The organism is Mesorhizobium sp. M0166, from assembly GCF_040322255.1.
GTDB lineage: Bacteria > Pseudomonadota > Alphaproteobacteria > Rhizobiales > Rhizobiaceae > Mesorhizobium.
The window spans coordinates 16,115-39,148 of record NZ_JAMYTD010000052.1; the positions used below are offsets into that span (position 1 = coordinate 16,115).

Genomic DNA, 23,034 nt, shown 5'->3' on the forward strand with positions numbered 1-23,034 from the left:
TTTCTCCCCCGCCTCGGCCGGTTTTTCTGAAGGGTTCAGTGGGCTTGCCGGTGGCTCTGCCTGTGCCGGCTTTTCAGGAGGTTTTGGGGCGGTCGCCGGCGGTTCCGGCTGCTCCGTCTTGGGCTGGCCGTTTTGCGGCTGGCCGTTCCGGGACTGACCGCTTTGCGGCTGAGTGGCCTGGGGCGGCTCAGCCGCCGGGGCATCCGCCGGGCGCGGTTCGGGGACCGGGATCTCGGTTGGTGGCGGCGGAGTGACTTGCTGGTTGAGCTGCGGAACCGGTGCAGTTTGCGGCAGCTCGGGCGCCTTGGCTAAAACGGGTCCCGCCAGCGGCGTAGCCGCAGCGGCCAGCAGCAATCTGCGCATTTTGGAAAAACCTAGCGCCGCCATTACGTCGCAACGGCCAGAATGCAGGGAAGTTGCCTTGGGCGAGGGGGGCGGCCGATCACAATCGGTAACCGCGCCGTCACGCGCCGATCGCTTCCAGGCCTTCCTCGAGCCAGTCGGCCAGCAGCGGCATGCCGAGCAGATATTTTGCCGTGCGCTTGTTGGCGCGCTCGCGGGCGGCGGTCAGCGCGTCCATCCATTCCGTCGCGTCATAGTCGCCGCGGCCGACCCAGGCCAACGCAATCAGTTCGGCCGCTTCGTCGACATTGAGATCGTCGATCAGCTCGCGCAGTTCTTCTTCGGTGAGATCTTCGGAGCTTTCCTCGGCAAGGCCGTCATGATGGTGGTTGTCGTGCGCGTTGCCGTCGAGCTCTACCTCGTGCTCGGCGCCGTCGGCATAGTCTTCGTTGACGGCGGCGCTGAGCGCCTTCGCCTTCAGGATGAACAGACGCACGGTGTCGGGACCGATCGAAAGCTCCCAGTCTCGTTCAACGCGCTGCTGCACCGGCCGTCTCCCTGCTTCGTGCTCGGTCGGCCCGATGATAGCGGATTTGCAGCGCTCGTCACGTTATCTTGCGCGTCGGCGTTAATCGTGAAGCATGATTTCCGATGCGCTCCGTTCCCGGGATAAGATGCCTTCCTGGGAGAGATCGCGGTTTTGAGATAGGATGGCATTTTCCGGGGACGAAACGGCTTCGGCCCGGCGTTAGTGTTGCATTGTCAGGTTCAAAGGAGAGTTCGATGCGCAGACGATTGCTGATTTACGCCATGGCCATCGCCGCCCTGCCGCTGATTGCGGCTCCGGCGTTTTCGGCTGGTGAAGGCGGGGGAGGCGGCAGCGATGGCGGCCAGAGCCAGTGCAAGAAGGGGCAGGTCTGGGACAAGAAGCAGAAGAAATGTGTCTCGCCAAAGCAAGGCATGCTGGACGACGACAGCATCTATGATGCCGGTCGCGCGCTGGCGATGGATGGACGCTATGACGAGGCGATCGCCGTGCTCAGCCTCGCCGCCAACAAGCAGGACCCGCGCATCCTCAACTATCTCGGCTATTCGCATCGCCATTCCGGCCGTGTCACCGTTGGCCTCGGCTACTACGAGGAAGCGCTGCGCATCGACCCGAATTACACGCTGGTACGCGAATATCTCGGCGAGGCGCACTTGCAGATTGGCGATCTTGCCGGCGCCCAGGAACAGCTCCGCGAAATCGAGAAGCGCACGGGCAAGGGATCTCGCGAATACGGCATGCTGTCGGAGCAGATCGATCATTTCATGAGGAGCTGATCCGACCTCCGGAACGCTGCTCATAACCGGCTGTGAGCGATCGCAGCCGGTTTTTTGCTGTGCTGGAATGCTGCCCCGAACCCGGAATTTGGCATCACGGCGCACCTGATGCGCTCCTTGACGTTAGGTCAGCTGCCCAATCGGTGGATGATTTTTCAAAATCCGACTTTTTGGACGTGAAAAACCCGCGAAGATTGCTATATCTTGCAAGATTGTGGTGAGACGGTTCCGTTAGCGAGGCTGCCGGACCGTTTTCTTTTTGTACCATCGACAAGGTCGCTCCCGATCGCGGGGGCGGCGGCAGGAAAGGTCAGGCATTATGAACAAGGTCCCGATGACAGGCGAGGGGTTCGCGTCATTGAAGGAAGAACTGCGCTGGCGCCAGCAACAGGAGCGGCCGCGTATCATCGAGGCGATTTCCGAAGCGCGCTCGCATGGCGACCTCTCCGAAAATGCCGAATATCACGCGGCAAAAGAGGCACAGAGCCTCAACGAGGGCCGGGTCAACGAACTCGAGGACCTGATCGCGCGGGCCGAGGTGATCGACATCACCAAGCTCAGCGGCGACAAGGTCAAGTTCGGCGCCACCGTGGTGCTGGTCGATGAGGATACCGAGGAGAAAAAGACCTACCAGATCGTCGGCGACCAGGAAGCGGACGTGAAGTCCGGCCGCATCTCGATCTCCTCGCCGATCGCGCGTGCCCTGATCGGTAAGGAAGTCGGCGACGCCATCGAGGTCAACGCACCGGGCGGCGCCAGGGGCTACGAGATCGTCCAGGTGCAGTTCATCTAGGACCTTTTGATAATTCTACTCTGGCGGCCGACTAGCGCGGTTTTCTGCGCTTCCGGTGCTCACGTACTTTAAGTACGCTCCGCTCCGGTTCTCGAAAACCACGCTATTCGACTCGCCAGAGCGAATTCTGAAAAGGTCCTATGCAGCGCCTTGTAATTTAAGCGCCAGCAATCTCTCTGCTTCCGCCATCACCTCCGGCGGCGTGGCGCGGCGGCCGGCCCGGGCCCGGCGCGGCGACGAGAATGGGCCGCGCGGGCCGGGCAGGCCGGGCTCGGTGGCGAGGAATATCGCCACCGTCGGCAGGCCGAAAGCGCTGGCGAGATGGGTCAGGCCGGTGTCGGCGCCGATCACCAGCGTCGAGCCGCCGATGACGGCGGCGATCTCGGCAAGCGGCGACCTGGGAAACACCACGGTCTGCGAGACGGCGCCGGCGATCGCCTCGGCAACTGCCTTTTCCCGGTCGTCCGACCAGGTGGTGACCGGTGTCATTCCCTTGTCCACCAGCAGGCGGGCGGTTTCGATCCAGTCCGCGACCGGCCATTTCTTGTCCTCGCGGCTGGTGCCGTGCAGCAGGAAGGCGGTCTTTTCACCAGCAAAAGTCGACCTTTCGGCTGGCGGCACGATGCCCGATTCAAGCCGGGAAAAATCCGGCTCGTAGCCGAGCGCCAGGGCGAACAGCCGCCTCGTGCGCTCGATGGCATGCAGGCCGCGCGGCACGGGGTAGCGACGGCCATAAAACAGGCTCGCCGAAGGCTCGCGGGCGCTCGAACGGTCGAAACCGGCGATCGGCGCTGCCGCCAGCCGCGCCACCAGCGCCGATTTCAGCAAGCCTTGTGCATCAAGGACAAGGTCGTAGCGGCAATCGCGCAAGGCGCGGCGCAAGCCGACCACTTCCCGCCATGTGCCGGGCTGGAGCAGCTTCCTGCGCCAGCGCCGGATCGCCACGCTGTGGATGGTTTGGATGGCTGGGTGCAGCGCCACGATGCCGGCAAAGGCCTCTTCGACACACCAGTCGAAGGAGATATCCGGCCGGGCGCGGCGTGCATCCTCGATCGCCGGGAAGGTGTGGATGACGTCGCCCATAGACGACGTCTTGACGATCAGCACCTTCATGCGGCGGCCGGCATTTCCAGCAGCCGCTCCGCCGCCGCCACGACGCGTTCGACCTCCAACGTCTTCAGGCAGTTGAGATGACCGAGCGGGCAGATTTTTTTGTGGCAGGGCGAGCAGGACAGGCCGAGCCAGACCAGTTCGCGACTCTCGGCGAGCGGCGGCGTGTTCTCAGGCGATGTCGAGCCGTAGACGGCGACGACCGGCGTGCCGACGGCGGCGGCGACATGCATCAGCCCGCTGTCGTTGGAAACGGCGAGCCTCGCCGCCGCAATCAGATCGATGGCATCCTCGAGCCTTGTCTGGCCGGCGAGATCGACGGCGCCCGGCGCAAGCGCGGCGATTTCCGCCGTCACCTCGGCGTCCTTCTTCGATCCGAACAGCGCCACGCCAAACCCTTTCGCCATCATCTCACGGGCAAGGCCGGCATAGTGTTCGCTCGGCCACCGCTTGGCCGGACCGAATTCGGCGCCGGGCATGAGTGCCACGAATTTCCCCGCCGTCAGCCCGAAACGGCCGAGCAGTGCCGCCTGGCTGGCTTGATCGACGACAAGCTTCGGGGCCTGGAAGGCGCCACCCCGAGCAAGGCTGAAATAGGCCTGCGCGGTGCGCCGTTTCAGGCGGTCGGGCAACGGCACGATGTCGGTCAGAAGCCCGTAGCGCATTTCCTTGAGATGGCCGACACGGCGCGGAATGCCGGCAAAAAACGGGATCAGCGCCGATTTCCAGCTTCCCGGCAGGACAAAGGCCATGTCGTAGCGGCCGCGCAGCAGGCGGCCGAAGCGCCTTCGGGTGCGGAATTCGAATGCGCCGGAATTCAGCGGCAGGTCGATCTGCTGGCGGATTTCAGGCATGCGCTTGACCAGCGGCGCTGCCCAGGCCGGCGCCAGCACGTCGATCGCGGCGTTCGGATGAAGCTCCCTCAGCGCCGAGAACAGGCACTGCGCCATCACCATGTCGCCCACCCAGCGTGGGCCGATCACGAGGATCGTTGGGCTTTCAGCCATTCGACATAGTCTCTGACGCCGGTTTCCACTGTGCGGAACTGGCCATTGTAACCGGCTGCGCGCAAGCGGGACATATCAGCTTGCGTAAAGCTCTGGTAGCTGCCCTTGAGGTGGTCAGGAAACTCGATGAATTCGATCTGGCCCTTGCCGAGCGTATCGATCACCGTTTCGGCAATAGCGCGGAACGGCTGGGCCTTGCCTGTGCCGCAGTTGAAGATGCCGCTCGAGCCGCGTTTCCACAGCCACAGATTGACGTCGGCGACATCGCCGACATGGATGAAATCGCGGCTCTGCTCGCCGGGCCCGAAATCGCCATAGGCGCCAAACAGCTTCGGGTTCTGGCCTTGCTCGACCTGGTTGAACAAATGGAAGGCGACCGAGGCCATGGCGCCCTTGTGCGCCTCGCGCGGTCCGTAGACGTTGAAATAACGCAGGCCCGCCACTGGCGAATGGTCGGTATCGAACACGGTACGGCGGACATAGTCGTCGAACAGCTTTTTCGAATAGGCATAGACGTTCAGTGGCCGCTCGTATTGCGGCTCCTCACGGAACTCGGCGCCGCCGCCATAGACGGAAGCGGAGGAGGCATAGAGGAAGGGCACGCGCAGCGCCAGGCAGGCGTGCAGCAGGCGCTTCGAATAGGTGTAGTTGACCTCCATCATGAACTTGCCGTCCCATTCGGTGGTGGTCGAGCAGGCGCCCTGGTGGAAGACCGCCTCGATGCGGCCGAGGTCACCGGCCTCCATCCGCGCCAGAAAATCGCCCTTGTCGAGATAGTCGGCGATCTCGAGATCGGCGAGGTTGGCGATCTTGTGGCCGTCGGTGAGGTCGTCGACGACGAGGATATCGCTGAAACCGTCGGCGTTGAGCGCGGCGACGATGTTGGAACCGATCATGCCGGCGCCGCCCGTGACGATGATCATGAAAGCCTCTGGTACCTTTGTGCCGGTTGTAGCCCTTGTGGGATTCTGGCCTTATAGGGGAGGCGGGCCGGGCTGTCGACAAAGCAGGTGGCGGGGCGGCCGGATGAGCGCCATAGTGACGCCGCAAAGGTCACGTTTCAGTCGGCCTGCCGGCCGATCGGCGACAGGAGCAAGGTAATGCCGTCAACCGAACTGCTTGTCGCCTTTTTCGCCACGACGGCGATCTTCGCCTATATCCCCGGTCCCGCCATGCTCTATGCCGCCGCGCAAACCATGGCGCGCGGCCGCTGGTCCGGCCTGATGGCGGCGCTCGGCATCCATCTTGGCGGCTACGTTCATGTCTTCGCCGCCGCCGTTGGCCTGTCGGTGCTTTTCCATGCCGTGCCGGTGCTTTACATGGCGGTCAAGCTGGTCGGTGCGCTGTATCTGATCTGGCTCGGTGTTTCGTTGTTTCGCGCCAAGGCGCAAGGTGACGTTGTCTTGCCGGGAATTCAGCCGAAATCCGCCCGCCGCGCCTTTTTCGAGAGCGTTGCCGTCGAGGTGCTCAACCCAAAAACGGCGATTTTCTTCATGGCGTTCCTGCCGCAATTCATCGATGCCTCGGCAGTCTTTCCGGTCTGGCTGCAGTTCGTCGTGCTTGGAACGATCGTCAATTTGATGTTCTCGTCGGCCGACATTGTTTGCGTGATACTGGCCGGCGCGGTGATCGCCAGGCTGCGGCAGTCGAGCCGGGCGCAGCGCCTGATGCGGCGCGCCGGCGGTGCGGTGCTCGTCGGGCTGGGCGTGCATGTCGCGTTGCAAAAAAGCTGACGCACTGTCTCGCCGCCGCGATCGGTCAAACCCCCGGCGTTGCGTCGGCTGAAATTGCGGTATATCGGCATCGCCATGAACGGCCGGCCCTGCCAATCGAATTTCCCGTCACTGAAAATCGGCCCTCCCGCGCGTTGACATGATCAAGCTGCCCTCTCCCGAACCTCTTCACCGCGCCATTTCGCGCTTCGGCAGCGCCACCGTGCTGGTGGTTGGCGATTTCATCCTCGACCGTTTCGTCAACGGCGTGATCGAGCGCATTTCGCCGGAAGCGCCGATCCCCGTGCTGCACGGGCGCGGCGAAACGCTGGCGATGGGCGGTGCCGGCAATGTCGTCGCCAACATCGTTTCTCTCGGCGCTGCCGTCATACCGGTCTCGGTGATCGGCGCTGACGAGGCCGGCAAGAACGTCATGCGCATGCTCGGCGAATTTCGCGTCGACACCGGCGGGCTGGCGCAGGATGCCGATCGCATGACCTCGTCCAAGAGCCGCTTCAGCGCGCTCAACCAGCAGGTGCTGCGTTTCGACGAAGAGGAAATCAAGCCGCTGGGCGATGCCGAGCGCGCGACATTGGTCGGGCATTTTCGCGAAGCGCTGGCGCGCGCCGACATCGTCATCCTGTCCGACTATGGCAAGGGCGTGCTGCTCGACGGCGTCGCCGGCGAACTGATCTCGATCTGCCGGGAAGCGGGCAAGCCGGTGCTGGTCGATCCGAAGGGCAGCGACTATGCGCGTTATGCCGGCGCGACGGCAATCACGCCCAATCGCAAGGAACTCGGCGAGGCGGTCGGCCGCGCAGTATTTGCCGACGACGAGATCGAGGCGGCGGCGCGCCGGCTGATTTCGGCGCACGGTTTCGATTTCGTCGTCGCGACGCGCAGCGAAAAGGGCATGAGCGTCGTCGGTGCGGACGACGCCCGCCATATCGCCACGCAGGCGCGCGAAGTGTTCGACGTTTCGGGCGCGGGCGATACGGTGATCGCGACCTTCGCGCTGGCGCTGGCGGCAGGGGCGGATCGCGTCATGGCCGGATCGATCGCCAACGCCGCCGGCGGCGTTGTGGTCGGCAAGCGCGGCACCGCGCGGCTGACGATCGAGGAACTCACCGGTGCGCTGTTTCGCTCGCACGGCCCGGTTGCCCACAAGGATGCCATCCTCGATGCCGCCGCCGCGGCGCGGCTGGTGGCGGGCTGGAAAGACGAGGGCTTGAGCGTCGGTTTCACCAATGGCTGTTTCGATATTCTGCATGCGGGCCATGTCAGCCTGTTGCATGCGGCGCGCAGCCAGTGCGACCGGCTGGTGCTCGGCCTCAACAGCGATGCCTCGGTGCGCCGGCTGAAAGGGCCGGGGCGCCCGGTCAACGACCAGCATGACCGGGCCTGCGTGCTGGCAGCACTTGCCTCGGTCGACGCCGTCGTCATCTTCGAGGAGGATACGCCGCTTTCGCTGATCGAGGCGCTGAGCCCCGACATACTGGTCAAGGGCGCCGACTATACGGTCGATCAGGTGGTTGGCGCCGATGTGGTGCAGAAGGCCGGCGGGCGCGTCGTGCTGGTCGACCTCGTCGCCGGCAAGAGCACCACCGGCACCATCGGTAAACTACGCGCCGGGAACTGAGGGTTTCATGTCCGAACTGAACGATTACCTGGCCCGCTCGGCGGCCGCGATCTCGGCAATGGTCGAGCGCGACCTGACCCGCGAGATGGAGCGGGCGGTCAGCGCCGTCGTCGCCGCGCTTTCGCAGGGCAAGGCGCTGCTGATAGCCGGCAATGGCGGCTCGGCCAGCGACGCCATCCACATCGCCGGCGAGCTGGTCGGCCGCTTCCTCAGGGAGCGCAAGGCCTACAACGTCATCGCGCTGCCGGCCAACGCGGCGGTGCTGACCGCCTGGGGCAATGATTACGGCTTCGACACGGTGTTTGCACGCCAGGTCGAGGCGCATGGCGCGGCGGGCGCCGTGCTGCTCGCCATCTCGACCAGCGGCAATTCGCCAAGCATCCTCGCCGCCGCCCAACAAGCGCGCATGATGGGCATGACGGTGATCAGCCTGACCGGGGAGACCGGCGGCAAGCTGAAGCCGCTCTCCGACGTCCTGCTCAGCGTACCCTCGACCTCGACGCCGATCATCCAGCAGGGGCATTTGTGCCTCTACCACCATCTCTGCGAAATGGTCGAAACGCGCCTCTGCGACGTGGGGTGATCGGGCATTCGGAGTTGATGCCGTCGGCGAAGCTGCAATCTCCCCCCGCGGGGGAGATGGCCGGCAGGCCAGAGGGGGGTGCTGCCCCTCCGACCTGTCAAGCAATTACAGCAATCCTCGGCCAACGGGCTGATTTGGGTAGGTAGAGAGTCGAAATCGGACGTTTGGCGATCCGTCACACCCCCCTCTGCCCTGCCGGGCATCTCCCCCGCAAGGGGGGAGATCGGCAAATTCGTCGAGGCCGCCACATTTTGTTCTTGCTTTGTGCCGGCAGCTATGCTACTAATTTGGGTATGGTGATGATTCCCACCGACGACCCGCCCGCCGAGGCGGGTTTTTTTGTTTCCGGTTTTTGTCTCTCAGGCGCTTTGCCTGGTCTCTCAAGCTGAAAACGCCACCAGCCGTTCATCCTTAACCCGGCGGATGGTCAGCGCGGTTCGCACCGTATCGACATTTGGGACCGAGGCCAGTTCCTCAATGACGAAGGTCTGGAAGGCGCCGAGATCGCTCGCCACGCAATGCAGCAGGAAATCGGACTCGCCCGACACCATCCACGCCTCGCGTAAGATCGGCCAGCCGCGGGTGCGCTCGGCGAAGGTCTTGAGCTCGGCGTCGGCCTGATGAAGTCAGGATTTTTGCGTCATCCAGCGGCGAAAAAGCCGGCCATCGATGATGAGCAGGCTCGCAATGATCAATGTCATCCCCGCGAACTCGAACGGCTCCAGCCTTTCCCCGAGAAACACCGTGCCAAGCAGGATCGCGCTGGCAGGCACCAGAAGCGTCACGAGGGAAGCGTTTGTCGCTCCGGCCGAGGCGATCAGGTTGAAATAGAGGATGAATGCCAGCGCCGTCGTGAAGACCGCGAGAACAGCCACTGCCGCCCATATGGGGACGCTTGACGTCACGATCGCCTCCGGACTGTAGAGAAGGAAAACGATCGGTAACATGACTATGGTGGAGGCAGTGAGTTGGCCGGTCGCCACCACAGATGGCTTCATGTTCTTGAAACGTTTGGCGTAGACGACGCCGAAGCCGTAGGAGATGGCCGCCCCGATCACGGCGAGCTTCGCCCAGGCAGGGCCACCAAGATTGGACAGCAGCCCGGGGCCGATCATGAGGGCGGCTCCGGCGATTCCGAGCCCCACTCCCGCAAGCTTGGTCGCCGACAATTTCTCATCCGCCGTCAGCAGGTTTGCAACGAGGATCGTCCAGAGAGGTGTTGTTGCATAGAAGATAGAGGCAAGACCCGCACCAATCTCGGTTTGTCCTGTGAAGATCAGGGAGAATGGAATCACGTTGTTGAGCAAAGCCAGGCACAGGAAGGGGCCGGGCCTCGCCAGTGCGGGAGCGAAGGAAATGCCGCGCGTCCTCAGCCATAAATGCAGGACCAAGGCGGCGATCGACACCCGATAAAGGACAAGGGCAAGTGGCGGGATCTCGGCTACCGCGATGCGCGCGAAGAAGAAGGTGCCGCCCCACAGAAAACCCAGAAGCAGCAACTGCCCCCAGTCGCTTGCCGACATTGAGCGTGTCAGTGCTGTCGTGCTCAACGCTTCGCCTGTCTAATTTCGGAGTGTAAGTGCAGACGATAATATGAATTAAACTGGCAATTATATTGGAAGTTTTACCTAAATCGATCAGATTTATTAGAATATTAATATTGGAATTAATATTATAGGTGTTTTAGAATTCCTATTGTCGAATATCAAAGCTTCGGTTGCTGTGGTCCCGATCAGGCATTGAACGCCACTAAACCTTCATCCTTGACCCGGCGGATGGTCAGCGCGGTTCGCACCGTGTCGACATTGGGGGCCGAGGCCAGTTCCTCGATGACGAAGGTCTGGAAGGTGCCGAGATCACTCGCCACGCAATGCAGCAGGAAATCGGATTCGCCCGACACCATCCAGGCATCGCGCACGATCGGCCAGCCGCGGGTGCGCTCGGCGAAGGTCTTGAGCTCGGCGTCGGCCTGGTGATGCAGGCCGATCAGGCAGAAGGCGACGACGTCGAGGCCGAGCGCCGGTGCGTTGAGCAAAGCGCGGTAGCCGCGGATGATACCGGCCTCTTCCAATCGCCGGACGCGGCGCAGGCACGGCGGCGCCGAAATGCCGACGCGGCCCGACAGTTCGACATTGGTCATGCGTCCGTCCTGCTGAAGCTCGCGCAGGATCTTCCAGTCGATGGCATCGAGATCGGCCTTGATCGGCATGGTGGCTTCCGTGGTGACGCGAAAGAATCTTTCGCGACTTTGTAGTTAAACGACTTTGCTGTCTATTCCATCCGCTGGATCGAGGATTTTCGCATCATCTTGCTGGGGGTTGCTTGTCGCCGTCGCCGTCGCCGAAGCTTTCCGGGGACGAACGGCAACTTGCCTTGCTGGCGTCGCAGGCAACACTTACATTACGCGCAACAATCGACGAGAGTTCATGCCACAATCCATGGCTGCTCCCCGCAGAGGTTTTTCATGATCACCAAGCACGCGCCTGTTCTCATCATCGGCTCCGGCCCCGCCGGTTATACGGCGGCGATCTATGCCGCCCGCGCCATGCTCAAGCCGATGCTGGTCGCCGGCCTGCAGCAGGGCGGGCAACTGATGATCACCACCGACGTCGAAAACTATCCGGGCTTCTCCGAACCGATCCAGGGTCCATGGCTGATGAGCGAAATGCTCAGGCAGGCCGAGCATGTCGGCACCGATATCGTCAACGACATCATCACCGAGGTCGACCTCAACGTGCGGCCGTTCCGCGCCAAGGGCGATTCTGGCACGATCTATACCGCCGACGCTCTGATCATCGCCACCGGTGCCCAGGCGAAGTGGCTGGGCATCCCGAGCGAACATACCTTCATGGGGTTTGGCGTTTCGGCCTGCGCCACCTGCGACGGCTTCTTCTACCGCGGCAAGGATGTCGCGGTGATCGGCGGCGGCAATTCGGCGGTGGAGGAAGCGCTCTATCTCTCCAACCTGGCCAAGAGCGTCACCGTCATCCACAGGCGCAGCGATTTCCGCGCCGAGCGCATCCTGCGCGAGCGGCTGCTCCAGAAAGACAATGTCCGCGTCATCTGGGACACGGTGGTCGACGAGATCACCGGCCGGCCCGGCAAGGCGCCGCTGCCGCCTTCGGTCGAAGGGCTGAAGCTGCGCAACGTGGTGACCGGGCAGGAGATGCATCTGGTGGTCGACGGCGTGTTCGTGGCGATCGGCCACGCGCCGGCGGTCGAGCTGTTTGCCGGCAAGCTGAAGCAGAAGCCGAACGGCTATCTGTGGACGGCGCCGGATTCGACCCGCACCGACATGCCGGGCGTGTTTGCCGCCGGCGACGTGACCGACGATATCTACCGCCAGGCGGTGACGGCGGCGGGGCTCGGTTGCATGGCCGCGCTCGAGGCGGAAAAATATCTGGCAGGGATCGAGGTTCACCGCGAAGCGGCGGAGTGATTGTTCGACAAGCGGCTGAGAAGAGCCGCGCAAAAGCCTGATTTTTCATTCAGACGCCATAACAGGCGGACGCCAGAAAACAGGACGAGGGGAAATCATGGCGTTGGATTGGGACAAGCTACGCGTGTTTCACGCCGCAGCGGAAGCGGGGTCGTTCACCCATGCCGCGGAAACACTGCATTTGTCGCAATCGGCAATCTCCCGGCAGGTCAGCGCGCTCGAGCATGATGTCGGCGTGCCGCTGTTCAATCGCCACGCCCGCGGCCTGGTGCTGACCGAGCAGGGCGAGATGCTGTTCCGCACGGCGCACGACGTGCTGATGAAGCTCGAAACCATCAAGTCGCGGCTGACCGAAACCAAGGACCGGCCCTCCGGCGTGCTCAGGGTGACGACCACGGTCGGCCTCGGCGCCGGCTGGCTGACCGAGCGCGTGCAGGAATTCATCGAGCTCTATCCCGAGGTCAGCCTGCAGCTCATCCTGGCCAATGAGGAACTCGATCTCACAATGCGCCAGGCCGACTGCGCCATCAGGCTGCGCCAGCCGCAGCAGCCGGACCTCATCCAGCGCCGCCTGTTCACAGTGCATTTCCATCTCTACGCGGCGCCATCCTATGTGAACAAATACGGCAAGCCGAATTCGATCGCCGAGCTGAAGACCCATCGTATCGTCACCTTCGGCGTGCCGGTGCCGGCGCATCTGTCGGAACTGAACTGGCTGGAGACGGTCGGCGATTTCGAAGGCGGGCAAAGGGTGCCGACGCTGCAGATCAACGACATCCTGTCGATCAAGCGGGCGGTGCAGGGCGGCGCCGGCATCGCCATGCTGCCCGATTACGTGGTCAGCAAGGATTCCGGGCTGGTGCAGTTGCTGCCCGAAACCGAAGTGCCGTCCTTCGATACCTATTTCGCCTATCCCGACGCGATGAAGAACCAGGCGAAGCTGCATGTCTTCCGCGATTTCATCATCGCCAAGGCGCGCAGCTGGTCGTTTTAGCCTCTAGGAGCGCGCCGACTTTTCCGAGCAACGCCGGCGATTGACGAAAGCTCGGTGAAAGCGTCCTTCTCCCCGTCACTGTAGATGGCGGCAGCCAGATTAGGGGCGGCACCAGCCTTTGTCGTACTTGGCTTGGCTCGGCGATGGGCAGTCCTGATATGTTGCGCCGCCCCTCATCGCCCTGCCGGGCCCTTCTCCCCGTATAGTGACGGGAGAAGGGGGCCGTATCGCCGGTTTCGCCAATTGTCGGCGTCCAGAAATTACCCGCGCCAAGGTGTCAGGCGGGGAAGCCAGCCTGGTACGGCGCGGCGGTAGGCCTCGTATTCGTCACCGTAGCGGCGGACAAGCGTCGGTTCCTCATATAGTTTCACGAAGGAGATCATAGCGGCCGCGGCGATGACTAGATAGGCGGCGACCGTCCGGCTGGAAAACAGCAGTGCCTGGCCGAGGATGATCGACAGCACGGCGACGTACATCGGGTTGCGGACATGGCGGTAGATGCCGCCGACGACCAGCCTTTCGGTCGGCGCGACCGGGGCTGGCGTACCCAGGCCCTCCAGGGCAAACCGGGCAAAGGCATGCAGCAGCACGGCTGTGCCGGCGATAACCAGCAGCCAGCCCACAGGAACGAAACCGGGCAGTCTCGACCAGGGCAGGCCATAACGGTCGGTCAGCAGCCAAGGCAGCAGTCCGGCGACCACGCCGGGCGCTGCAGCAAGGAAGATGACGCTACCGGCGATCGCCGAAGCGGCCCGCATGTAGGTCTCCTTACGGGCGCGCCCTTGAACGGTCTCCCGCAACACGCTTCAGGTCGTGTCCGGCATGTAACCCAAACCGCTGCACCCTCAGCTCAAGCTCGATGGCGGGCTTTTGGGCGGCATGCACCAGCAGCGTCTGGCTGCCGAAAAAACAAACGCATGCTGCACGATTCCACGTCATCCTGCGTTTTTCGACTTTCAGAGCAGGAATCGCTGCTGATTCGCGGCTGTGGATCGATTTTTGCCTTGCCGCACGCCGTATTTCAGCGATTCAACTGGTCCTATTGCGCTTCAGGACCGATTAGACCACAGCCGGCGCCTTTTTGCATGTGTGTGTTGCAAAATAGATGCTTGTTTCTTGGGCATGAAGAGCACATATATAGCTCATCTCCTGAGCGCGTTCTCCTCCCATTAGCGCTCTCGAGTGTTCCCCTCTGGAGGTTAGCCTTAACAGGCACTTCCAATCAAACTCAGCCGGGTCTTCATTGATCCGGCTTTTTTGTTGCCCGAAACCAACACATCGCCAGAAAATCGGCCGGAACGGTCGCGTAACAGTGACATGTAACCTCGGGTAACATGCCGCGGGCGCGCCAAATCGATTAAGAAGAGCATAGGACGCGGTGTGGCTCGTCCGGGGGATGGGGGCATCACTCGGACGATCCGGGCTCAGGCAGCTACCGCGTCCGTACCTTCCTCCGCCGCCGGGCACCGGCGGCAAGTATGCGGCGGACCTGCCGTTTCGCCTCCCACGAAGACGGTCCGCAACGAAACGGCGCCCGAATGATCCGGGCGCCGTTTCCTTGTTTGAAGCATGTCGTTATCGCAAAACCGCTGCACACTTTTGCGCGACATGCATTAGCGTTCTTGCCGCAAGCTGCCGTTTCAGGCGGCCTTGCCGTTGGCGTTCAGCGCTTCGTCGGCCAACCGGCCGGTGAGTTCGGCCATGTGGTCGAAGACGGCCCGATAGCTGGCGACACCCGCCGTGGCCGAGCGCAGCTCGATGATGAGGTCGCCGATCTCGGCCTGCGGCATGGTCGCCTCGACGACGTCCCATCCCGGCCAATCCGGCCGCGCGTCGTAGCCGAGGATCTGGCCGCGCCGCTGCGGGATCAGCGCGATGATCTTCGACGTCGCATCAGACGGCGTGACGATCTCGACCTTCATCACCGGTTCGAGCAGCACCGGCGAACAGGCGGCCATGCCTTCCTTCATCGCCAGCTTCGCCGCCATCTGGAAGGCCATGTCGGAGGAATCGACCGCATGGTAGGAGCCGTCGGAAAGGTTGACGGCAACATCGACGACCGGGAAGCCGAGCGGGCCGGATTTCAGGTAATCGCGCACGCCGGTCTCGACCGACTGGATGTAGGTCTTCGGGACGACGCCGCCGGTGATCGTATCGGTGAACTGGAAGCCTGACCCGCGCGGCAGCGGCTTGATCTCCAGCACCACGTCGCCGAACTGGCCGTGGCCGCCCGACTGTTTCTTGTGGCGGCCGCGCTGCTGCGTCGCTTTACGGATCGTCTCCCGATAGGGCACGGCCGGCACATGGCCTTCGACCGGGATCTGGTTCTTGCCTTCCAGCCGCTCGCGCACGACGCGCAGATGCATCTCGCCATGACCGGAAAGCACGGTTTCGGCGGAATCCTGGTTGTGATGCAAGTTGAGCGAGGGATCTTCCTCGGCCAGGCGCTGGATGGCCGCCGACATCTTGACCTCGTCCTTGCGCTCCTTCGGCCGTAGCGCGAAGGCGAAGACCGGTTGCGGCGGCGCCAGCGTGACCAGCGGCTTGATGCCGCCCTTGGTCGAGCTCAGCGTCTGGCAGGTCCTGACGGCGTCCAGCTTGCCGAGCGCCACCGTGTCGCCGGCCTTGGCCGAAGTCAGCTTGACCTGGTCCTTGCCGAGCATCTTGTAGATGCCGGAGACCTTTGCTGTCTCGCCGGTGGGAAGGAACAGCTCGGCGGCGTCGGCGACCTGGCCGGACAGGATGCGCGACACCGACAGCTTGCCGCCATGCGCGGTGTGGATGGTCTTCATCACCTGGACCACGGTGGCATTGCCATCGGGAGCGCCGAGGCGCTGGCGCGTCGCTTCGATGTCGGGTGCGTCGTGACGGATGGCCTTCAACAGGCGCAGCACGCCATTGCCCTTCTCGGCGGTGCCGATCAGCACCGGTGTCACCGTGCCGTCGCGCAGATCTGCGGCGAGGTCGTCGAAGATCGCGTCCTTCGGCGGTTCGATCTCGTCCAGCAATTGCTCCATCAGGCGGTCGTCATGGTCGGCGAGCGTCTCCAGCATGGAAAAGCGCGCCTCGAGCTCGCGCGCCTTGTCGTCGCTCGGGATCTGGGCGACCTCGCTCTCGGCATATTCGCGGTAGATGTAGGCACGCTCCAGAGCAAGGTCGATCGAGCCTATGACGACGCCGTCCTTGCGCAGCGGGATCTGGCGCAGCAGCAGAGGCACCGAGCTTGCCGGCTGCAGCATCTTCAGCGTGTCGCGTACGCCTGATATCGCCTTGTCGACCTTGTTCAGGAACAGCATGCGCGGCACGCCGAGATCGTCGAGCTTGCGCATGATCAGCTGCAGGGCAGGGATCTTCTTCTCGTCGGCCTCGGCAACGACCACGGCGACGTCACAGGCGGCCAGCACCGGCTCGGCTTCGAAGGAGAATTCGATGGAGCCGGGACAATCGACGAAGGTGAACGGCTCGCCCATGAAATCGGTGGTGGCGAAGGTCGCCTCGACGCTCATGCCGTGAGCGCGCGCCTCGGGCGAATGATCGGAAACGGTATTTCCCGACGAAACGGGATTCTGGCGGGGAATGGCGCCTGTACGGGCGAGTATGGCTTCGAGAAGTGTCGTCTTACCGCTTGCGAAGGGACCGACTATGGCAATGCATTTCGGTCCCGTGCGTCGTCCTCCGGCGCGAGTACCCATGGCTGACCTCCACTCAGGCGTTTCCCTGTGAGCGGCGGCCGGCCTGTCGGCCGTCGCGGGCGAGGCTTTTTTCAATTTGCCACCTACCCAAAAGGCATCGTCCCACGGGCAGGCCGGGAGGGCAAGGGATTTGAAGTTGAAGGGATTTGAAGTTGAGGGGCTGGGTTCAGCCGGTGCCGGTTAGGCGCGACGCCAGCGGCGTTGCGTCGACGCGCTGCACCGCCACCGTCTCGGCAAAGCGCGCGAGCAACGGATTGAACAGGTCCGCACGCTCCCAGAAAGGCGCATGCCCGGCACCGGGAATGATGTGGCAATGCTCCCACAACGAGCCGTAGGCGAGCGTCTCAAAATAGCCGAGCCGGACGAACGGGTCGTTCTCGCCATTGACGATGGCCACCGGAAATGCCGCCTGCTCGACCACCTGTCTCTGGTCGGCGCCCTTGCCGGTGAGCATGCCGCGCGTCACGGCGGCGCGCAGCCGGCCGTCGGTGCGCAGGATGGTTTTGCGGAAGGACGGATCGGCGGTGTCGCCGAAACACAGCGTCTCGAAGCGCTCGGCATCGCGTTCGGAATAGGTCTTTTTGGACGCCAGCAGCATGTCCCAATGCGCGTGGAAGCCGCGCAGCATGCCGAAAGGGCCCTTCGATACCGGCGGCGCGCCGGTCAGCATCAGCCCGCCGACGGCGCGGTGGAAACTCGCGAGTTCGATTGCCACGTGCCCGCCAAGCGACCAGCCGAAGACGACGGCGCGGCCGATCCCCAAGGCGTCGAGGAGCTGAGCCGCTGATTGGGCAAGGCCGGCGATGGTGTAGTCCGTCGCCGGATCGCGGGCGTCCGAGGATTCGCCATGGCCGGGCAGGTCGAAGGCAATCAACCGATGGGCAGCGGCCAACGGGCTGTCGAACTGGCGGGCGAATACGGCGCGCGAACTGCCCGAGCCGTGGATCAGGACAAGCGGGATGCCGGGTCCCGACGACTGGCTGAGGCGCAAATCCGCGTGCGGCGTGCGGATCGTGCGGTGGGAAACGGCCATATCTGGTTGGACCTTGGGATTGTCTCCAGGTCAACATCGCATGCCGAGGTCACCATGTTGTTTAGAACGGTGGTTAAGAAATGATTTCTCGGTTTCTGCCGGGTATGATGACCGAATCCACCACAGCTAACCCCCGGAGCCTGATGATGGAATCCACGCTTGACCTTCTCGTCTCGATCAGCAGCATCGCGACGCTCGGCCAATATGCCTGGTCGATGCGCGGGCATTTCCAGTCGCCGAGCATGTCCCAAGGCGCGATGATCATTTCGGCCGTCGTGGTCGGCACGGCGCTGTTCTTCCTTGCACTGCTGTGGATCGAGCGGCAACCGGTTGCAGCGAAGATCGGCGGGCTCGCCATCCAACTGGCAAGTACGGCGCTGTTCTGGTGGGCGATCTCGGTCTCCCGCAAGGCGCGCCTGCGTTTCGCGTTCGATCCGGACAATCCTGACAGCCTGGTGACCGAAGGCCCCTATTTCCACCTCCGCCATCCGTTCTACACGTCCTACATCATCTTCTGGATCGGATGGGGTATCGCGACCTGGTCGGTCTGGGCGGTGGTGCCGGTCGCCGGCATCGTTACGATCTACGTGATCGCAGCCCTGGACGAAGAGCGAAAATTTTCGCGGACAAGGTTGGCCGATGCCTACGACGCTTACCGCACGCGGACCGGCCTGTTCTGGCCGCGCCTTGCCCGTAGCCGGCAGGAGATGCAGCCGGCATCGGACGAAAGTGGTAGGCTCTAAGACACTGGATTGGATCGAGGACTTGCTACGATGAAGATTATTGCCTGCGGCAGCGTGCCGACGATTGTTGCGCCGGAAAAATACTTCACTGGCCGGGTTTTGCAGACGCCGATCATCGAGAAAGAGGCGCCGGCGCGGCTACGCGCCACGCTGGTCAGCTTCGAGCCCGGCGCCCGCACCCACTGGCACACGCATCCGCTCGGCCAGACGCTCTATGTCACGTCCGGTGCCGGTCTCGTGCAGAGCTGGGGCGGGCCGATCGAGGAGATCACGGCCGGCGACGTCGTCTCCTTTGCGGCCGGCGAAAAGCACTGGCACGGCGCCGCGCCGAAATCAGCGATGACCCACATCGCCATGCAGGAGGCGCTCGACGGTGTGCACGTCGACTGGCTGGAGAAGGTCAGCGACGAGCAGTATGGCGGCTGAATGGTCTCAGGCCAGCGAGGCGGTAAAGCGCTGGATGCGCGTGCAGGCCTCTTCGAGCAGAGCCTCCGACGTGGCGTAGGAGATGCGGAAGTTCGGGCCGAGGCCAAAGGCCGAGCCGAAAACAACCGCCACGCCCTCGGCCTCGAGCAGTTCCGAGCAGAAGGTTTCGTCGCTGTCGATCACCTTGCCGCTCTTGGTCTTCCTGCCGATCAGCTGGGCACAGGAGGGATAGACGTAGAACGCACCCTCCGGCGAGGGACAGGTGATGCCGCGCGCCTGGTTGAGCATCGAGACGACGAGATCGCGCCGGCCCTGGAAGATCGCCTTGTTCTTCGGGATGAAATCCTGCGGGCCGTTCAGTGCCTCCACCGCCGCCCATTGGGCGATGGTGCAGGCGCCGGAGGTCTGCTGGCCCTGGATCATGTCCATCGCCTTGATCAGCGGCACCGGGCCTGCCGCATAGCCGATGCGCCAGCCGGTCATGGCATAGGCCTTCGACACGCCGTTCATGGTCAACGTGCGCTCATAGAGTTTAGGCTCGACCTCGGCGATGGTCTTGAAGACGAAGTCGCCATAGGTCAGGTGCTCGTACATGTCGTCGGTCAGCACCCAGACATGGGGATGCTTCAACAGTACGTCTGCCAGGCTCTTGAGCTCCGCTTCGGTATAGGCGGCGCCCGAGGGGTTCGACGGCGAGTTCATCAGCAGCCATTTGGTGCGCGGCGTGATCGCCTTTTCCAGCACGGCCGCCGTCAGCTTGAAGCCGTTCTCGATCGAGGTGTCGGCAAAGGCCGAGGTGCCGCCGCAGATCGCCACCATTTCAGGATAGCTCACCCAGTAGGGCCGCGGGATGATCACCTCGTCGCCGGGGTTCAGCGTCGCCATGAAGGCGTTGAATAGGATCTGCTTGCCGCCGGTGCCGACGATGGTCTGCTCCGGCCGGTAGTCGAGGTTGTTCTCGCGCTTGAATTTTTTCGCGATCGCATCGCGCAGCGGCACGATGCCGGATACCGGCGGGTATTTCGTCTCGCCGCGGCGGATGGCCTCGATCGCGGCGTTCTTGATGTTGTCGGGGGTGTCGAAGTCCGGCTCGCCGGCGCCCAGCCCGATCACGTCGCGGCCGGCGTTTTTCAGCTCGCGCGCCTTCTGCGTCACCGCGATGGTCGCGGAAGGCTTTACGCGGGAAAGGACGTCGGCAAGAAAGGCCATGACAGATATCTCCAGAACGACCGGCGCGGCGAAGGCGCCGCGGCGCCTCTCATGTCGCATCATCTGGTCAAGCGCAAGCCCAGCGCAGGCATTGTCGAATGAGCCAGCGCGCAACACCGGCAACGATAAATTCATCAACGATCGGTAAAAGCTTGAACGGCAGGACCGTAGCCGGTCCGCCAGTCTCGCACAGCGAGGAACCGTGACGCGCAGCATCGGGCTTGCCCATATCATCCGCCATGACGACGGCACCGCCAGCGGTGTCTGGGGGGTCTATACGCTGCAAAGCGCGTTCCAGCCGATCTTCGCCTTCAACAAGGGCAAGCTTTCCGTCGTCGCATTCGAGGGGCTGATCCGGCCGTTCCGCGAAGGCGAGCCCCAGCCGCCAATGAGTTTCTTCAACAGCTGTCCGGCGGTCGACCGCCTGCATATCGAGGCGCTGACACGGACGCTGCACCTTCTGAACGCCGGCGCCTGCCTGCCGCGAGACGCCTCCATCTTCATCAACTTCGATCCATCGGTGTTCACCGACCGCAGCATCGCCGACAAGGCGCTGCGCGACATGCGGCTGGTGCTGCACGAGGCCGACATCGATCCGCGCCGCGTCGTCTGCGAGGTCACCGAGCAGAAATCGGCGTCGCAGGAAACACTCTACAATTTTGTCGAGGCGCTCAGGGGCAATGGTTTGCGCATTGCCGTCGACGATTACGGCGCCGACGAGTCCGACATCAATCGCATCAAGGAACTCAGGCCTGACATCGTCAAGTTCGATGCCGACTGGATCATGACGCTGATGGAATCCGGTGCCGGCTTCGCCTTGCTGACCGCCATGGTGACAAGCTTCGAAGAGCAAGGCATCCGCACGGTGTTCGAGGGCATAGAGACGGGCTGGCAGCTCGAGCTCGCCGAAAAGTCGGGCGCTTCGATGGTGCAAGGCTATGTACTGGCGCGCCCCGAGCTTGCGCCGACCAGCTTCCGCGTCTTCGAAAAGAGCGGGCAGGCGGCCGCGGTGCCGGCCGATACGGAGAAGGTGGCCACCGCCGTTTCGCCATCGCGGCGGCCGATGCGAGCCTTTGGCCGCAGGGTGGCATCGTGACCGGGCGGGCAGACATGCGGCGCAAGGTCGGCGAGGCGATCTTTGCCGACGAGGTCGGCATCGAATATGGCGTCTACGGCGCATTCCGGCTGAGGAGCGCCTACCAGCCGGTCTTCGCGCCGCGCGGCAGGTTTCTCGCCGCCGTCGCGGTCGAGGGACTGATCGAGCCGCATCGTGCAGGCAGGCCGGTGGCGCCGCAAGTCTTCTTCGAAGGTGTGCCGGCAGCGGATCGGCTGTTTGTCGAAACCATGTGCCGGGTGCTGCATTTGCGCAACTTCCGCAACATCGGCCTCGACGGGCTCGACCTGTTCTTCAACTACAATCCGCTGATCAACGATGACCCCGCACGGGCGTTGGCCGAAATCAGGCTGATGACCAGGCATCTGGCGGATTTCGGCCTGCATCCCGGCATGCTGGTCTGCGAGATCACCGAGCAGGCCGCCGGCGATAAGGTGCTTGTCAGCCTGGCGCGTGAGATGCGGCGCGACGGCGTCCGCATCGCCATCGACGATTTCGGCACCGGGCATTCTACCGAAGAAAGGGTAGCGCTGGTGCAGCCCGACATCGTCAAGATCGACGGCACCTGGTTCGCCGAATTCTGCCGCCATGCCGCCGCTGAGCGGTTTTTCCGGCCGCTGGTTTCGACGCTGCACGACCGCGGCGCCAAGGTGCTGGTCGAAGGCGTCGAGAACGCCACGCACCTGCGCGTCGCACTGGATGGCGGCGTCGACCTGCTGCAGGGCTTTTACCTCGCCCGGCCGGCGCTGGCCGGTACACTGTTCGACGAGGAGCCGCTGTCGATCGACAGGCTGCTCGGCAGGGATAGCAACGTCATCCCCTTGTTCGGATGAATGCATCAGCGGCGCTGATGGTTACGCCAAAACAAATCACTGGATGAAGCCGCCGCTGCCGCGATAGAGGCTGGATCAAACCCCGAGACGGGTGGTTGCGAGCAAGGGGAGCACCGATGATACTCTATGGAATGATCGACAGCGGCAATTGCTATAAGCCGCGCCTGTTGATGGCCAAGCTCGGCATCGCTTTCACCAATGTCGAGGTCAGTTCGCACACCGGCGACACGCGCAAGCCCGACTATGTCGCGAAAAACCCGAACGCCATGGTGCCGCTGCTCGAACTCGACGACGGCCGCCGGCTGGCCGAATCCAATGCCATCCTGCTCTATCTCGCCGAAGGCACGCGCTTCCTGCCGTCGGACAGATATGAACGCGCGCTGGCCTATCAATGGCTGTTCTTCGAGCAATACAGCCACGAGCCTTATATCGCCGTGCGCAGAGCGCTGCTGACCTTCCCTGAAAGAGCGAGGGACGCGACGCCCGAGCGGCTGGCGATGACGCTGGAGCGCGGCAACAAGGCGCTCGGCGTCATGGACAAGCACCTGGCCGGGAGCAGCTTCTTCGCCGGCAATGCGCTCAGCGTCGCCGACATCGCGCTCTATGCCTATACGCATACGGCCGAGACGGGCGGCTTTCAGCTCGACGCTTATCCGGCGGTCGCCGCCTGGCTGAAAAGGGTCGAGGCCGACCCGGGGCATGTGCCGCTGGAGTGGGTAGGTTGAGTGCAACTCGCCAATCTTGCTGAGCAACATTGGGCCGAGCAACGTCGCCGATTGGCGAAAACTTCGGCGAAGGCGTCCTTCTCCCCGTCACTATACGGGGAGAAGATGGCGGCAGCCAGATGAGGGGCGGCGCCAGCCTTTGTTGTGACATCGTGCTTGGCTTGGCGAAGGGCAGTCCTGATACGTTGCGCTGCCCCTCATCGCCCTGCCGGGCACTTCTCCCCGTATAGAGACCTATCGGATTCACACATTTTGCAGATTGAGTTTGGTTCCGTACTTGATGGCGTGGAATTCGGCGAGGCCGATGCGCATGACCT

Annotated in this window: 22 protein-coding genes and 1 pseudogene; 12 read left to right on the plus strand and 11 right to left on the minus strand. The window is 63.3% G+C overall.

Features of this window, described 5'->3' with window-relative positions; translation table 11 throughout:
- Positions 1-463: 463 nt before the first annotated feature.
- On the minus strand, positions 464-889 hold the full coding sequence (locus NKJ46_RS31105; RefSeq protein WP_352489072.1) for a DUF3775 domain-containing protein: 426 nt from the start codon (positions 887-889) through the stop codon (positions 464-466).
- Positions 890-1,125: 236 nt separating this feature from the next.
- On the opposite strand from NKJ46_RS31105, the gene NKJ46_RS31110 reads away from it, so the two are divergent.
- Both NKJ46_RS31110 and greA read left to right on the plus strand, forming a co-directional pair.
- Positions 1,126-1,665, plus strand: coding sequence for a tetratricopeptide repeat protein (locus tag NKJ46_RS31110; protein WP_352670614.1), 540 nt, complete (start codon positions 1,126-1,128; stop codon positions 1,663-1,665).
- Between the two features lie 319 nt (positions 1,666-1,984).
- Complete coding sequence (gene greA / locus NKJ46_RS31115) at positions 1,985-2,458, plus strand: transcription elongation factor GreA (protein ID WP_352670616.1); 474 nt, start codon at positions 1,985-1,987, stop codon at positions 2,456-2,458.
- Positions 2,459-2,596: 138 nt separating this feature from the next.
- On the opposite strand, the gene waaC is transcribed toward greA, so the two are convergent.
- The 3 genes from waaC to rfaD are packed head-to-tail and all read right to left on the minus strand — an operon-like array spanning position 2,597 to position 5,498.
- Complete coding sequence (waaC, locus tag NKJ46_RS31120) at positions 2,597-3,571, minus strand: lipopolysaccharide heptosyltransferase I (protein WP_352670618.1); 975 nt, start codon at positions 3,569-3,571, stop codon at positions 2,597-2,599.
- Positions 3,568-4,575 (minus strand): lipopolysaccharide heptosyltransferase II, encoded by a 1,008-nt coding sequence (gene waaF, locus NKJ46_RS31125; protein WP_352670621.1) that lies wholly within the window; start codon positions 4,573-4,575, stop codon positions 3,568-3,570. The genes waaC and waaF overlap by 4 nt, the downstream gene beginning before the upstream one ends.
- Positions 4,548-5,498 carry an ADP-glyceromanno-heptose 6-epimerase gene (gene rfaD / locus NKJ46_RS31130; RefSeq protein WP_352670623.1) on the minus strand — a complete coding sequence of 317 codons (951 nt, stop codon included), beginning with the start codon at positions 5,496-5,498 and terminating at the stop codon, positions 4,548-4,550. Before rfaD ends, waaF begins: the two co-directional genes overlap by 28 nt.
- Before the next feature lie 177 nt (positions 5,499-5,675).
- Between rfaD and NKJ46_RS31135 the strand changes: the two genes are divergently transcribed.
- From NKJ46_RS31135 to NKJ46_RS31145, 3 genes are all read left to right on the plus strand, one after another.
- The gene (locus tag NKJ46_RS31135; RefSeq protein ID WP_352670626.1) at positions 5,676-6,308 is read left to right on the plus strand and encodes a LysE family translocator; all 633 of its coding nucleotides are present in this window, start codon (positions 5,676-5,678) and stop codon (positions 6,306-6,308) included.
- A gap of 139 nt (positions 6,309-6,447) precedes the next feature.
- A complete protein-coding gene (gene rfaE1 / locus NKJ46_RS31140; protein ID WP_352670629.1) occupies positions 6,448-7,926 on the plus strand; it encodes a D-glycero-beta-D-manno-heptose-7-phosphate kinase in 1,479 nt (492 codons plus the stop codon).
- 7 nt (positions 7,927-7,933) lie between these two features.
- Positions 7,934-8,509: a D-sedoheptulose-7-phosphate isomerase gene (locus NKJ46_RS31145; protein ID WP_352670631.1), complete on the plus strand. Its 576-nt coding sequence runs from the start codon at positions 7,934-7,936 to the stop codon at positions 8,507-8,509.
- A gap of 380 nt (positions 8,510-8,889) precedes the next feature.
- Here the strand turns inward: NKJ46_RS31145 and NKJ46_RS31150 are convergent.
- The 3 genes and pseudogenes from NKJ46_RS31150 to NKJ46_RS31160 all read right to left on the minus strand — a co-directional run.
- Positions 8,890-9,132, minus strand: a pseudogene (locus tag NKJ46_RS31150) (Lrp/AsnC ligand binding domain-containing protein); the annotation flags it as partial.
- Positions 9,133-9,135: 3 nt separating this feature from the next.
- Positions 9,136-10,032, minus strand: a complete 897-nt coding sequence (locus tag NKJ46_RS31155) for a DMT family transporter (RefSeq protein WP_352670634.1) — start codon at positions 10,030-10,032, stop codon at positions 9,136-9,138.
- A 209-nt stretch (positions 10,033-10,241) separates the two neighbouring features.
- Positions 10,242-10,718, minus strand: a complete 477-nt coding sequence (locus NKJ46_RS31160) for an Lrp/AsnC family transcriptional regulator (protein WP_352670636.1) — start codon at positions 10,716-10,718, stop codon at positions 10,242-10,244.
- Positions 10,719-10,973: 255 nt separating this feature from the next.
- Here NKJ46_RS31160 and trxB point away from each other — a divergent pair, with 255 nt between their 5' ends.
- On the plus strand, positions 10,974-11,948 hold the full coding sequence (trxB, locus tag NKJ46_RS31165) for a thioredoxin-disulfide reductase (protein ID WP_352670639.1): 975 nt from the start codon (positions 10,974-10,976) through the stop codon (positions 11,946-11,948).
- 97 nt (positions 11,949-12,045) lie between these two features.
- Positions 12,046-12,942 (plus strand): LysR family transcriptional regulator, encoded by an 897-nt coding sequence (locus NKJ46_RS31170; protein WP_023678345.1) that lies wholly within the window; start codon positions 12,046-12,048, stop codon positions 12,940-12,942.
- A gap of 260 nt (positions 12,943-13,202) precedes the next feature.
- On the opposite strand, the gene NKJ46_RS31175 is transcribed toward NKJ46_RS31170, so the two are convergent.
- From NKJ46_RS31175 to NKJ46_RS31185, 3 genes are all read right to left on the minus strand, one after another.
- Positions 13,203-13,700: a methyltransferase family protein gene (locus tag NKJ46_RS31175; protein ID WP_352670642.1), complete on the minus strand. Its 498-nt coding sequence runs from the start codon at positions 13,698-13,700 to the stop codon at positions 13,203-13,205.
- Positions 13,701-14,582: 882 nt separating this feature from the next.
- On the minus strand, positions 14,583-16,634 hold the full coding sequence (locus NKJ46_RS31180; RefSeq protein WP_352670645.1) for an elongation factor G: 2,052 nt from the start codon (positions 16,632-16,634) through the stop codon (positions 14,583-14,585).
- A gap of 166 nt (positions 16,635-16,800) precedes the next feature.
- Positions 16,801-17,667 carry an alpha/beta fold hydrolase gene (locus NKJ46_RS31185; protein ID WP_352670648.1) on the minus strand — a complete coding sequence of 289 codons (867 nt, stop codon included), beginning with the start codon at positions 17,665-17,667 and terminating at the stop codon, positions 16,801-16,803.
- A 146-nt stretch (positions 17,668-17,813) separates the two neighbouring features.
- Between NKJ46_RS31185 and NKJ46_RS31190 the strand changes: the two genes are divergently transcribed.
- Entirely contained in the window at positions 17,814-18,410 is a 597-nt protein-coding gene (locus NKJ46_RS31190) for a methyltransferase family protein (protein WP_352670650.1), read from the plus strand.
- 30 nt (positions 18,411-18,440) lie between these two features.
- Positions 18,441-18,836 carry a (R)-mandelonitrile lyase gene (locus NKJ46_RS31195; RefSeq protein ID WP_352670653.1) on the plus strand — a complete coding sequence of 132 codons (396 nt, stop codon included), beginning with the start codon at positions 18,441-18,443 and terminating at the stop codon, positions 18,834-18,836.
- Positions 18,837-18,842: 6 nt separating this feature from the next.
- Here NKJ46_RS31195 and NKJ46_RS31200 read toward each other — a convergent pair whose 3' ends face one another.
- Complete coding sequence (locus NKJ46_RS31200) at positions 18,843-20,045, minus strand: pyridoxal phosphate-dependent aminotransferase (RefSeq protein ID WP_352670666.1); 1,203 nt, start codon at positions 20,043-20,045, stop codon at positions 18,843-18,845.
- Between the two features lie 202 nt (positions 20,046-20,247).
- Here NKJ46_RS31200 and NKJ46_RS31205 point away from each other — a divergent pair, with 202 nt between their 5' ends.
- The 3 genes from NKJ46_RS31205 to NKJ46_RS31215 all read left to right on the plus strand — a co-directional run bounded on the left by NKJ46_RS31205 (position 20,248) and on the right by NKJ46_RS31215 (position 22,717).
- Positions 20,248-21,141: an EAL domain-containing protein gene (locus NKJ46_RS31205; RefSeq protein WP_352670656.1), complete on the plus strand. Its 894-nt coding sequence runs from the start codon at positions 20,248-20,250 to the stop codon at positions 21,139-21,141.
- On the plus strand, positions 21,138-21,992 hold the full coding sequence (locus tag NKJ46_RS31210; protein WP_352670658.1) for an EAL domain-containing protein: 855 nt from the start codon (positions 21,138-21,140) through the stop codon (positions 21,990-21,992). The genes NKJ46_RS31205 and NKJ46_RS31210 overlap by 4 nt, the downstream gene beginning before the upstream one ends.
- Positions 21,993-22,108: 116 nt before the next feature.
- Positions 22,109-22,717: a glutathione S-transferase family protein gene (locus tag NKJ46_RS31215; RefSeq protein ID WP_352670661.1), complete on the plus strand. Its 609-nt coding sequence runs from the start codon at positions 22,109-22,111 to the stop codon at positions 22,715-22,717.
- Positions 22,718-23,034 lie beyond the last annotated feature (317 nt).

Excerpts from the sequence above, each read along its gene's own strand:
- waaF (WP_352670621.1), bottom strand. The coding sequence starts at position 4,575 with ATGGCTGAAAGCCCAACGATCCTCGTGATCGGCCCACGCTGGGTGGGC.
- NKJ46_RS31110 (WP_352670614.1), top strand. The coding sequence starts at position 1,126 with ATGCGCAGACGATTGCTGATTTACGCCATGGCCATCGCCGCCCTGCCG.
- NKJ46_RS31160 (WP_352670636.1), bottom strand. The coding sequence starts at position 10,718 with ATGCCGATCAAGGCCGATCTCGATGCCATCGACTGGAAGATCCTGCGC.
- waaC (WP_352670618.1), bottom strand. The coding sequence starts at position 3,571 with ATGAAGGTGCTGATCGTCAAGACGTCGTCTATGGGCGACGTCATCCAC.
- NKJ46_RS31180 (WP_352670645.1), bottom strand. The coding sequence starts at position 16,634 with ATGGGTACTCGCGCCGGAGGACGACGCACGGGACCGAAATGCATTGCC.
- NKJ46_RS31145 (WP_352670631.1), top strand. The coding sequence starts at position 7,934 with ATGTCCGAACTGAACGATTACCTGGCCCGCTCGGCGGCCGCGATCTCG.
- NKJ46_RS31190 (WP_352670650.1), top strand. The coding sequence starts at position 17,814 with ATGGAATCCACGCTTGACCTTCTCGTCTCGATCAGCAGCATCGCGACG.
- rfaE1 (WP_352670629.1), top strand. The coding sequence starts at position 6,448 with ATGATCAAGCTGCCCTCTCCCGAACCTCTTCACCGCGCCATTTCGCGC.
- NKJ46_RS31135 (WP_352670626.1), top strand. The coding sequence starts at position 5,676 with ATGCCGTCAACCGAACTGCTTGTCGCCTTTTTCGCCACGACGGCGATC.
- NKJ46_RS31185 (WP_352670648.1), bottom strand. The coding sequence starts at position 17,667 with ATGGCCGTTTCCCACCGCACGATCCGCACGCCGCACGCGGATTTGCGC.
- rfaD (WP_352670623.1), bottom strand. The coding sequence starts at position 5,498 with ATGATCATCGTCACGGGCGGCGCCGGCATGATCGGTTCCAACATCGTC.
- trxB (WP_352670639.1), top strand. The coding sequence starts at position 10,974 with ATGATCACCAAGCACGCGCCTGTTCTCATCATCGGCTCCGGCCCCGCC.
- greA (WP_352670616.1), top strand. The coding sequence starts at position 1,985 with ATGAACAAGGTCCCGATGACAGGCGAGGGGTTCGCGTCATTGAAGGAA.
- NKJ46_RS31195 (WP_352670653.1), top strand. The coding sequence starts at position 18,441 with ATGAAGATTATTGCCTGCGGCAGCGTGCCGACGATTGTTGCGCCGGAA.
- NKJ46_RS31175 (WP_352670642.1), bottom strand. The coding sequence starts at position 13,700 with ATGCGGGCCGCTTCGGCGATCGCCGGTAGCGTCATCTTCCTTGCTGCA.
- NKJ46_RS31200 (WP_352670666.1), bottom strand. The coding sequence starts at position 20,045 with ATGGCCTTTCTTGCCGACGTCCTTTCCCGCGTAAAGCCTTCCGCGACC.
- NKJ46_RS31170 (WP_023678345.1), top strand. The coding sequence starts at position 12,046 with ATGGCGTTGGATTGGGACAAGCTACGCGTGTTTCACGCCGCAGCGGAA.
- NKJ46_RS31215 (WP_352670661.1), top strand. The coding sequence starts at position 22,109 with ATGATACTCTATGGAATGATCGACAGCGGCAATTGCTATAAGCCGCGC.
- NKJ46_RS31155 (WP_352670634.1), bottom strand. The coding sequence starts at position 10,032 with ATGTCGGCAAGCGACTGGGGGCAGTTGCTGCTTCTGGGTTTTCTGTGG.